The 9,422-nt window shown below is 63.6% G+C and carries 9 protein-coding genes; 8 read left to right on the top strand and 1 reads right to left on the bottom strand.

Annotation, left to right across the window (positions count from 1 at the left end; all coding sequences use genetic code 11):
• A partial coding sequence (locus tag EOA27_RS10280) for a copper resistance D family protein (protein WP_145970313.1) occupies window positions 1–940 on the top strand: 940 nt, incomplete at its 5' end.
• 127 nt (window positions 941–1,067) lie between these two features.
• Window positions 1,068–2,495 (top strand): NADP-dependent phosphogluconate dehydrogenase, encoded by a 1,428-nt coding sequence (gndA, locus tag EOA27_RS10285; protein WP_126081159.1) that lies wholly within the window; start codon window positions 1,068–1,070, stop codon window positions 2,493–2,495.
• Here gndA and EOA27_RS10290 read toward each other — a convergent pair.
• Window positions 2,492–3,535, bottom strand: coding sequence for a LacI family transcriptional regulator (locus EOA27_RS10290; protein WP_126081160.1), 1,044 nt, complete (start codon window positions 3,533–3,535; stop codon window positions 2,492–2,494). The genes gndA and EOA27_RS10290 overlap by 4 nt on opposite strands.
• A gap of 385 nt (window positions 3,536–3,920) precedes the next feature.
• Here EOA27_RS10290 and EOA27_RS10295 point away from each other — a divergent pair, with 385 nt between their 5' ends.
• The 6 genes from EOA27_RS10295 to EOA27_RS10320 all read left to right on the top strand — a co-directional run.
• Window positions 3,921–5,159: an ABC transporter substrate-binding protein gene (locus EOA27_RS10295; RefSeq protein WP_126081161.1), complete on the top strand. Its 1,239-nt coding sequence runs from the start codon at window positions 3,921–3,923 to the stop codon at window positions 5,157–5,159.
• 78 nt (window positions 5,160–5,237) lie between these two features.
• Window positions 5,238–6,131, top strand: a complete 894-nt coding sequence (locus EOA27_RS10300) for a sugar ABC transporter permease (RefSeq protein ID WP_126081162.1) — start codon at window positions 5,238–5,240, stop codon at window positions 6,129–6,131.
• Complete coding sequence (locus EOA27_RS10305; RefSeq protein WP_127256080.1) at window positions 6,124–7,056, top strand: carbohydrate ABC transporter permease; 933 nt, start codon at window positions 6,124–6,126, stop codon at window positions 7,054–7,056. The genes EOA27_RS10300 and EOA27_RS10305 overlap by 8 nt, the downstream gene beginning before the upstream one ends.
• Window positions 7,056–8,153, top strand: a complete 1,098-nt coding sequence (ugpC, locus tag EOA27_RS10310; protein WP_126083705.1) for a sn-glycerol-3-phosphate ABC transporter ATP-binding protein UgpC — start codon at window positions 7,056–7,058, stop codon at window positions 8,151–8,153. The genes EOA27_RS10305 and ugpC overlap by 1 nt, the downstream gene beginning before the upstream one ends.
• A 31-nt stretch (window positions 8,154–8,184) precedes the next feature.
• Window positions 8,185–8,937, top strand: a complete 753-nt coding sequence (locus EOA27_RS10315) for a sugar phosphate isomerase/epimerase (RefSeq protein ID WP_126081164.1) — start codon at window positions 8,185–8,187, stop codon at window positions 8,935–8,937.
• Window positions 8,938–8,942: 5 nt separating this feature from the next.
• A partial coding sequence (locus EOA27_RS10320) for a Gfo/Idh/MocA family oxidoreductase (protein ID WP_145970314.1) occupies window positions 8,943–9,422 on the top strand: 480 nt, incomplete at its 3' end.

Consider the following 9,422-nt stretch of genomic DNA (forward strand, 5'->3'; position numbering starts at 1 on the left):
TGTCTGGACCGTGCTGATCGGCCTGATCGCTCTTGGTCTCGCTTTGCTGTCGCTTGCCGGGCCGTCGGGTCTTCGCAAGCCGTCGGCAGGCGCAGCACTGCTTTGTGTCGGCGGCGCTCTTGCCGCCAGCGGCCACGCCAGCGCCGCCGAACCGCAATGGCTGACGCGGCCGCTGGTGTTCCTGCATGGCACTGCAATCGCCTTCTGGGCCGGCGCGCTGGCACCGCTCGGCCTGGCATTGCGGCGGGAGCCGGCGGAAGCAAAAGTCTTTCTGCGGCGCTTCTCCCGGGCGATCCTGCCGGTCGTCATCCTGCTTGCCGCAAGCGGCATCGTGCTTGGAGTCATCCAGGTGCAAGAGCCGGCTGCGCTGGTCCACACCGCCTATGGCCGCCTGCTGCTGCTCAAGCTGGCGCTGCTGCTCTTCCTGTTCACGCTAGCCGCGGTCAATCGCTGGACGTTGACGGCGCCCGCCGAGGCCGGTGACACGGAAGTGCAGCGACGGCTGGTGCGCTCGATCGGCATCGAGGTGGTGATTGTGCTCGCGATCTTCGGCGTCGCCGCCGGCTGGCGCTTCACCCCGCCGCCGCGCGCGCTGGCGATCGCCGCGGCGCAGCCGGTGTCGATCCATATCCACACGCTGGAAGCTATGGCCGATCTCAGCATCACGCCTGGACATGCGGGCGCGGTCGCGGCGTCGATGGTGATTATGACCGGTGATTTCGGACCGCTCGACGCCAAGCAGGTGACGCTGGTGCTGTCGAAGCCGGATTCCGGCATCGAGCCGATCAAGCGGCCGGCGAGGAAACCCGGCGACGGCACCTGGCGCGTCGATAATCTCGTCATTCCGCTGCCCGGCCGATGGAACGCCCGGCTCGATATCCTCGTTTCGGATTTCGAGGCGGTAAAAATCGAGGCGCCGATCGACATCCGATCCGATTGAGATCCAGTCCATATAGAATACGGCGAGGCGGTTGACGGCGCCGCCAAGGCCCGTCATTCATCTTGCGAAACAGTGGGCATCGCGCGGAACGCGGCCACAACAAGCATTCGAAAGCAGGGAAGAAACGATGGAAAAAGCCGAAATCGGCCTGATCGGCCTTGGCACGATGGGCTCCAACCTGGCGCTCAACATCGCCGAGCACGGGCACCGCATCGCCGTCTTCAACCGCACGCCGTCGCGCACCGACGCCTTTGTCGAGAGCGCCGGTCCGCTGAAGGACATGGTCGTTCCCTGCTACAGCCTGGAGGAGCTTGCCGCGGCGATCCGGCCGCCGCGGCCGATCATCATCATGGTGCTGGCCGGCAAGCCGGTCGACGAGCAGATCGCGGCACTGCGCGGCGTGCTCTCCGACAAGGACATCGTCATTGATGCCGGCAACGCCAATTTCCGCGACACAATGCGCCGCTTCTCGGAACTCTCCGGCTCGGGCCTGACCTTCATCGGCATGGGTGTGTCCGGTGGCGAGGAAGGCGCCCGCCATGGGCCCTCGATTATGGTCGGCGGCACTGAAGAATCCTGGAAGCGCGTCGAGAAGGTGCTGACCGCAATCTCGGCCAAGTTCAAGGACGAGCCTTGCGCGGCTTGGCTCGGGCACGACGGCGCCGGCCATTTCGTGAAGACCATCCACAACGGCATCGAATATGCCGACATGCAGATGATCGCCGAGATCTACGGCATATTGCGCGACGGGCTCGGCATGGCGCCCAAGGAGATCGGCAAGGTGTTCGAGGAATGGAACAAGGGCCGGCTCAACTCCTACCTGATCGAGATCACCGCCAAGGTGCTGGCCGCCGACGATCCCAAGACCGGCAAGCCGGTGGTCGATATCATCCTCGACCGCGCCGGGCAGAAGGGCACCGGTAAATGGTCGGTCATCGAGGCGCAGCAGCTCGGCATTCCGGCCACCGCCATCGAGGCGGCGGTCGCGGCGCGCGTGCAGTCCTCGATCAAGGACGAGCGGCAGGCGGCTGAAAAGGCTTATGGCGATATCGGCGTCGAGAAGATCGCCGGCGACAAGGCCGCGCTGCTCAAGGATCTGGAGTTGGCGCTGTTCGCCGGCAAGATCGCGGCTTACGCGCAAGGGTTCGCGGTGATGAGCGGCGCATCCAAGGAGTTCAACTGGAACCTGCCGATGCCGACCATTGCCAAGATCTGGCGCGCCGGCTGCATCATCCGCTCGCAGATGCTGGACACGATGGCCGAGGCCTTCGGCTCGGGCAGCGCGTCCACCAACCTCCTGATGGCGCCGGCCTTCATCGCGATGATGAAGGAAGCGCATCCGTCGCTTCGGCGTATCGTGGCCAGGGCGTCCGAGGCCGGCTCGCCGGTGCCGGCGCTGTCTTCGGCGCTGGCCTATTTCGACAGCTATCGCCAAGGACGCGGCACGTCGAACCTCATCCAGGCGCAACGCGACTTCTTCGGCGCGCATGGTTTTGAGCGCATCGGCGAGCAGGGCGCCTTCCATGGCCCGTGGGGGAGCGGCGCGGGGCACTAACCCCGATAGGGCAGGACCTCACTCGGCTTGCTCAGCGACTGCAGTGAGCCGGGTTCCTTGCCTGCAATCCAGCCAAGCACGGCGCGGGCGAGCTCGTAGCCGGCCAGCCGGAAATCCTCGTTGACGACGAGCAGCTCCCGTCGAAATAGGTGCAGCACCTCCGAGGACTGTTTCGACACCACGTCGACATCGCGGCCGAGCTTCAGGCCGGCATCCTCGATGCCAGCGACGACGGCGAGCGTTGCCGCGGCGGCGCTGCTGATGATGCCGTCCGGGCGGTCGTCTCGGCGCATGAGCTGGGCGGTGCGCATCCTGATCTGCTCAATCGTATGGTCGATCGAGACGGTGTTGAAGGGCACCTCCGAGGCGCCGACCTCGCTCAGCGCATCTGCAAAGCCGTTCACCGTATAGCGGAAATAGGTGAGGCCAACCGGGGGCGTCACGAGGGCAAGCCGGTTGCGGCCTTTGGCGGCGAGCGCGCGAACGGCTTCGCCGGCAAAGGCGTAATTGTCGAAGTCGTGATAGGGATGCACCAGCCCCATGTCGGTGCGGCCATGCGTGGCGAAGGGAACGCCGTGCTCCAGCATGTAGCGCGCCCGCGGATCGTTGGGCTGCGTGCGCGATATGATGACGCCGTCGGCCGAGCCCGTCTCGACCAGATAGCGCACCGGGTCGAGCGAATCCTGCGAGCGCGAATAGGGCGTGACGATCAGGTGATAGGGCGTGTCGGCGATGACCTCGGTGACGCCGTAGATGATGTCCGAGACGAAGCTCATCAGCTCGTGCTCGGTGTTCAGCACAAGCGAGATGACGTTGGTCTTGCCGGTCCTCAAGCGCACGCCGGCGCGGTTCGGACGATAGCCGATCTGTTTGGCGACGAGCTGGACGCGGCGCCTGGTCTCGGCGCCGATCTCGGGCGCATCCTTCAGCGCACGCGACACCGTCGTGACGCCAAGCCCGGTCATGAAGGCAAGCGTCTTCAGCGTCGGCCGCTCCTTGCCTGACGCGTCGTCGCCCTTCTTCGTTACCCGTCTATCCATTCGTCCCGCCCGCCAGGCGCATAGCAGCCGCGGGGCCAGCCGGCAATCGTGCGGCGTTGACGACTGCGCGACTTCTGCCCGCGGCGAGCACCAGTATACTGAAACGTTACAGATTGCCAATCTTCGTGATTGGCCGGCAAGGTCACGACCTTTGCAGTCCGCGGGCGGAGATGAACCCAAAGTCCCTGGAATCAAAAAGAAATATCGATCTGGGACCGGTTTCAGCCACGATCAATCACTTTGGCACCAGCTTTGGCGCTTTGAGAGAAGGATTTTGTTCGCGCCTCGAAAAAATCTTAGGCCGCTTTAAGACAAGGGGTTGCCTATGCCGGCCATTTGCCGTATCCAAAATCTGTAACGTTTCAGATTCTGGGAGGAAGCCGAAATGCGATACAAATTCCTGACTGCCGCCTTTGCCGCGACGGTTGCGCTCAACTTTGCCGGTCCGGCGGCTGCGACCGACCTCGAAGTCACCCATTGGTGGACTTCGGGCGGTGAAGCGGCGGCGGTGGCCGAGCTTGCCAAGGCATTCGATGCCACGGGCAATCACTGGGTCGACGGTGCCATCGCAGGCTCCGGCGGCACGGCGCGGCCGATCATGATCAGCCGCATCACCGGCGGCGACCCGATGGGCGCCACTCAGTTCAACCACGGCCGCCAGGCCGAGGAACTGGTCCAGGCCGGGCTGATGCGCGACCTCACCGACATCGCCACCAAGGACAAATGGACCGAGATCGTGCGGCCAAAGAGCCTGCTCGACTCGTGCACCATCGAGGGCAAGATCTATTGCGTGCCGGTCAACATCCATTCCTGGCAATGGCTGTGGCTGTCGAATGACGCCTTCCAGAAGGCCGGCGTGCCGACGCCGAAGGACTGGAATGAATTCGTGGCCGCCGCTCCGGCGCTGGAGAAAGCCGGTATCATCCCGCTCGCGGTCGGCGGGCAGCCCTGGCAGGCATCGGGCGCCTTCGACGTGCTGCTGGCCGCGGTTGGCGGCACCGACGCCTTCCTGAAAGTGTATAAGGACAAGGACGCCAAATTCGCCGCCGGTCCCGAAATCGCCAAGGTGTTCAAGGCGGCGGACGACGCCCGCAAGATGGCCAAGAACACCAATGTGCAGGACTGGAACCAGGCGACCAATCTCGTCATCACCGGCAAGGCCGGCGGCCAGATCATGGGCGACTGGGCGCAGGGCGAGTTCCAGGTCGCCGACAAGACCGCCGGCAAGGACTATACCTGCCTGCCCGGCCTCGGCCTGAATGAGGTGATCGCCACCGGCGGCGACGCCTTCTACTTCCCGCTGCTCAAGGACGCCGACAAGTCCAAGGCGCAGGAAGTGTTGGCCGAAACGCTGCTCGATCCCAAGACCCAGGTCGCCTTCAACCTCAAGAAGGGCTCGCTGCCGGTGCGCGGCGACGTCGACCTCAACACGGCGAACGACTGCATGAAGAAGGGCCTCGCCATTCTCGCCAAGGGCGCCGTCATGCCGTGGACGGACCAGCTGCTCTCGCAGGACAGCCAGAAGCAGAAGGAGGACCTGTTCTCCGAATTCTTCGCCAAGCCCGACATGACGCTCGAAGACGCGCAGAAGCGCTTCGCCGACATCATCGCGTCGGCCGACTGATCGACGGCGCCCCCGCCAACTCCCGACCCCAGCCTATCCGGGGCCGGGAGCCTGACGTCTCATTGCCCGGCTGCCGAGATGAGCAACAGCGAACGCCCGAATCAGCTTTTCCGCAACCTGAACGCCAAGATCGCGTCGATCCCGATGATCCTGACGGCTCTGGTGGTGTTCGTCGGCGGTACGGCCTGGACGGTGCTCTATTCCTTCACCAATTCGAAGCTCCTGCCGCGGCTCAACTTCGTCGGGCTCGACCAGTACCACCGGCTCTGGTCGACATCGCGCTGGCTGGTCTCGATCGAGAACCTCTTGATCTATGGCGCGATCTCGCTGGTGTTCTCGCTGGTCATCGGCTTTCTGCTGGCGGCGCTTCTCGACCAGAAGATCCGGTTCGAGGACACGTTCCGCACCATCTTCCTCTATCCCTTCGCGCTGTCCTTCATTGTCACCGGGCTGGTCTGGCAATGGCTGCTCAATCCGGATTTCGGCGTGCAGCGCGTGGTGCGCGACCTCGGCTGGACGAGCTTCAGCTTCGACCCGCTCTACAATTCCAGCATCGTCATCTACGGCATTTCAATCGCCGCGCTCTGGCAGGGCACGGGGCTCATCATGTGCCTGATGCTCGCCGGCCTGCGCGGTATCGACGAGGACATCTGGAAGGCGGCGAGAGTGGACGGCATCCCCGCCTGGAAGACCTATCTCTTCATCATCATCCCGATGATGCGGCCGGTCTTCATCACCACGCTGGTGATCATCGCCGCGGGCATCGTCAAGGTCTATGACCTCGTCGTGGCGCAGACCAGCGGCGGCCCCGGCATCGCCTCGGAAGTGCCGGCCAAATATGTCTATGACTACATGTTTTTCGCCCAGAATCTCGGCCAGGGTTTCGCCGCCTCGACCATGATGCTGCTTTCGGTGGTGATCGTCATCGTGCCCTGGGCCTATCTCGAATTCGGAGGCAAGAAACGTGGCTGACGTCGCCTCCCTATCCCCCGGCGCCGAAGCGCTCAGGCGCGATGCCGCCGGCCCCAGCGGGCCGAAGCCGCGGCATGTGCTGTCGCGCCGCAACATCTTCCTCTACGGCACGCTCATCGTTGTCGCGCTCTATTATCTTCTGCCGCTTTACGTGATGATCGTCACATCGCTGAAGGGCATGCCCGAGATCCGCCTCGGCAACATTTTCTCGCCGCCGATGGAGATCACCTTCGAGCCTTGGTTGAAGGCCTGGGCCACCGCCTGCACCGGGCTCAATTGCGACGGGCTGTCGCGCGGCTTCTGGAATTCGGTGCGCATCACCGTGCCGTCGGTGCTGCTCTCGATCGCGATCGCCTCGGTGAACGGCTATGCCCTGGCCAACTGGCGCTTCAAGGGCGCCGACACCTTCTTCATCATCCTGATCGTCGGCGCCTTCATTCCCTATCAGGTGATGATCTATCCGATCGTCATCATCCTGCGCGAGATCGGCATCTACGGCTCGCTGACCGGGCTGGTGATCGTGCATTCGATCTTCGGCATGCCGATCCTGACGCTGCTCTTCCGCAACTATTTCACCTCGATGCCCGAGGAATTGTTCCGCGCCGCGCGCGTCGACGGCGCCGGCTTCTGGGGCATCTACCTGCGCATCATGCTGCCGATGTCGCTGCCGATCTTCGTCGTCGCCATCATCCTGCAGGTGACCGGCATCTGGAACGACTTCCTGTTCGGCGTCGTCTACACGCGCCCCGACACCTATCCGATGACGGTGCAGCTCAACAACATCGTCAATTCGGTGCAAGGCGTGAAGGAATACAACGTCAACATGGCCGCAACCATCCTGACCGGGCTGGTTCCGCTCATCGTCTACTTCGTTTCCGGCAAGCTCTTCGTGCGCGGCATTGCCGCCGGCGCGGTGAAAGGATGATGATGGACATCGCCAATCCCAGCGTTTCGATCCAGGACTTGTCGCTCAATTTCGGCGCCGTCTCGGTGCTGCAGACGCTCAACCTGGATGTCGCCGAGGGCGAGTTCATCGTGCTGCTCGGACCGTCCGGCTGCGGCAAGTCGACCTTGCTCAACTGCATCGCCGGTCTGCTCGACATTTCGGACGGCCGCATCTTCATCAAGGGCAAGAACGTCACCTGGGAAGAACCGAAGGATCGCGGCATCGGCATGGTGTTCCAGTCCTACGCGCTCTATCCGCAGATGACGGTGGAGAGGAACCTTTCCTTCGGCCTGCGTGTCGCCGGCGTGCCGAAGGACGAGATCGCCAAACGCATCGCCCGCGCCGCCGAGATCCTGCAGATCGAGCCGCTTTTGCAGAGGAAGCCCTCGGCGCTTTCGGGCGGCCAGCGCCAGCGCGTTGCGATCGGGCGGGCGCTGGTACGCGACGTCGATGTCTTCCTGTTCGACGAGCCGCTCTCCAATCTCGACGCCAAGCTGCGTTCGGAATTGCGCGTCGAGATCAAGCTGTTGCACCGCCGCCTGCAGAACACGATGATCTACGTCACCCACGATCAGATCGAGGCGATGACGCTGGCCGATCGCATCGCGGTGATGAAGGGCGGCGTGATCCAGCAGCTAGATGCGCCGCAGACGATCTACAACCGCCCCGTCAACCGCTTCGTCGCCGGCTTCCTCGGTTCGCCGGCGATGAATTTCATCGACGGCAGGCTGGAGAAGGACGGCGGCGACTGGCACTTTGCCGTGGAGGATGTACGCATCCCGCTTGCGACCTATGCCTTCGAGAAGGAGCCGGCGCCAGGCCCCGCGGTGTTCGGCATCCGGCCCGAGCATGTCGCCTTCAACAGCGGCACGGGCTGGCCCTTCGCCGCGACGGCTAATGTCGAGGTCGTGGAGCCCATGGGTTCCGATACGCTGGTGTGGCTGAAACTCGGCGGGCAGAACTTCACCGTGCGCGTCACCTCCGAACGCACGCCGAAGAACGGGGATCCGGTCAGCGTCGGCTTCGATCCGATGCGCGCCTCGCTCTTCGACGCTCAAACAGGCAACCGAATTTAATCTCCCAGGACCAACCGAACGGACAGGACAGATGAACTGGTCATTCCAACTCTACAGCGCCCGCAATTTCCAGCCATGGGACAGCGTGGTGAGAATGCTCGGCGAGCTCGGCTACAAGCAAGTGGAGGGTTTCGGCGGCGTCTATGACGACCCGAAAGCCTTCCGCGCCGAGCTCGACAAGAACGGGCTGGCGATGCCGACCGGGCATTTCTCGATCGACGCGCTGGAAAACGACTTCGGCGGCGTGCGCAAGATCGCCGACGCGCTCGGCATCACGCTGCTGGTCTGCCCCTATCTGATGCCCGACCAGCGTCCTTCCGACAGCGCCGGCTGGCGCGGCTTCGGCGAGCGCCTGGCCAAGGTGGGCGAGACGGCGAAAAAGGCTGGCTACGGCTTTGCCTGGCACAACCATGATTTCGAGTTCAAGGCGCTTGCCGACGGCTCGCTGCCGCAGGACCACATCCTGTCTGCCGCACCCGACATCGGCTGGGAAATGGACGTCGCCTGGGTGCTGCGCGGCGGCGCCGATCCTCTGCCCTGGATCGAAAAACATGGCAAGCGCATCGTCGCCGTGCACGTCAAGGATATCGCCAAGCCCGGCGAGGGGCTGGACGAGGACGGCTGGTCCGATGTCGGCCACGGTACGATCGATTGGGCGGGCCTGTTCAAGACATTGCGCGCCAAGAGCGCGGCGCAGTATTTCATCATGGAACAGGACAATCCCAATGACATCGAGCGCTATGCCCGTCGCTCGATCGCGGCAGCCAAAAGCTGGCAGGAGTAATTGAAATGGCAGACAAGCTTGGCGTCGGCGTCATCGGCTGCGGCAACATATCAAAGGCATATTTCTCGCTGGCGCCGCTGTTCCGCGGCATCAAGATGCGCGCCTGCGCGGACATCAACATGGACGCGGCGAAAGCGCGGGCAAAGGAGTTCAAGCTGCGCGCCGAGACGGTCAACGACCTTCTCAAGGATGACGAGATCGACATCATCGTCAATCTCACCATACCGGCGGTGCATTACGAAGTGTCGAGGCAGGCGCTCGACGCCGGCAAGCATGTCTATTCGGAAAAACCTTTCGTTCTGTCGATCGAGGAAGGACTCGACCTCAAGAAACGGGCCGAGAAGAAGGGCCTGCGCATCGGTTCGGCGCCGGATACGTTCCTCGGCGGCGCGCACCAGCTGGCGCGCGAGCTGATCGACAGCGGCAAGCTCGGCAAGATCACCAGCGGCACCTGTCATGTGATGGGCCACGGCATGGAGCACTGG

This window comes from Mesorhizobium sp. M2A.F.Ca.ET.037.01.1.1 (genome assembly GCF_003998075.1).
Lineage (GTDB): Bacteria > Pseudomonadota > Alphaproteobacteria > Rhizobiales > Rhizobiaceae > Mesorhizobium.